This is a genomic window from Neisseria sp. HMSC055H02, assembly GCF_001813335.1.
GTDB classification, from domain to species: domain Bacteria; phylum Pseudomonadota; class Gammaproteobacteria; order Burkholderiales; family Neisseriaceae; genus Neisseria; species Neisseria sicca_C.
This window is the reverse complement of the sequence record NZ_KV812111.1, coordinates 1-1,106: the sequence shown is the minus strand read 5'-3', so window position 1 is coordinate 1,106 and position 1,106 is coordinate 1. Positions and strand designations below refer to the sequence as shown.

Here is a 1,106-nt window from a genome sequence, read left to right as displayed (position 1 = left end):
TGTCCTATTTTGATTTTAATTGACTATAAAACGGAAGCGAAGCTTATGCAGGACATTGCCGTTGTGGCAGCCGGTCGATCCATTGTCGGAGAAACATCAGTGGAACGCAGCAATACCCAATCGGCAGAAAAACCTTCCCTGTATCAAGAACACGGGGATGACAGATTGACGCGGTAGTTTTGAATCCGTACATACGACAAACCATATTTGCAGAAGCCATACGGTGACGACAACCCGGCCTCAGCACTGGAAACGGTGCTGCGGCCGGGCTTGTTGGTTTGTAGGAAATATCCGCCTCGCTTGCTATCAATTTTTAAAAATGATAGCATTTGACAGTATTCAAACAACCTCGAAAGGAACGGATATGCCTTCCATTACAGTCAGAAACCTATCCGAAGAGACCCATCGAGCCCTTAAAGCACGCGCATTAGCCGCCGGTCGGAGTACGGAAGCCGAAATACGGCTGATACTGGATCAAGCTGCACGCCCCAAACAACGTGTCCGTCTTGGTTCACTGTTATCCGATATTGGTCGAGAAGCAGGAGGTGTGGATTTAGACATAGAACGGAAAGAGCAAACTGAGGTACGGTTCTAATGATTCTGCTGGACACCAATATCATTTCCGAACCGCTCCGCCCCAAGCCTGACTCTGCTGTCATCGCTTGGTTGGACAGACAACCGGTGGAAACACTATATCTTTCCAGCATTACCGTGGCGGAACTGCGTTTCGGCATCGCCATCCTTCCTGAAGGCGGAAAAAAACGGCTGTTGTTGGAAAAACTGGAAGAAACAGTATTACCTGTATTTTCAGACCGTATTTTGGATTTTGACATCGAAGCTGCCATTGCGTATGCCGAAGTCCGTGCAACAGCGCGAGAGGCAGGATTCTCCGTTGCGGCGGCAGACGGCTATATTGCGGCCATCGCCCGTTACCACCATATGACAGTTGCTACCCGAGATACGACTCCGTTTGCCGCAGCCGGATTAAAAGTCATCAACCCGTTTCTAGGTGATAAATAGGCCGAGACCTTTGCAAAATTCCTTTTTCCCCCGACAACCGAAACCCCAACACACAGGTTTTCGGCTGTTTCCGCCCCCAATCACTC

2 protein-coding genes are annotated in these 1,106 nt (G+C 49.5%); both read left to right on the top strand.

The window, feature by feature from the left end; translation table 11 throughout:
- Positions 1–319: 319 nt before the first annotated feature.
- On the top strand, positions 320–595 hold the full coding sequence (locus HMPREF2907_RS13725; RefSeq protein ID WP_443677853.1) for a FitA-like ribbon-helix-helix domain-containing protein: 276 nt from the start codon (positions 320–322) through the stop codon (positions 593–595).
- Positions 595–1,020, top strand: a complete 426-nt coding sequence (locus HMPREF2907_RS08680) for a type II toxin-antitoxin system VapC family toxin (protein ID WP_070682183.1) — start codon at positions 595–597, stop codon at positions 1,018–1,020. Before HMPREF2907_RS13725 ends, HMPREF2907_RS08680 begins: the two co-directional genes overlap by 1 nt.
- Positions 1,021–1,106 lie beyond the last annotated feature (86 nt).

Coding starts and splice junctions, on each gene's coding strand:
- HMPREF2907_RS13725 (WP_443677853.1), top strand. CDS start 320: ATGATAGCATTTGACAGTATTCAAACAACCTCGAAAGGAACGGATATG.
- HMPREF2907_RS08680 (WP_070682183.1), top strand. CDS start 595: ATGATTCTGCTGGACACCAATATCATTTCCGAACCGCTCCGCCCCAAG.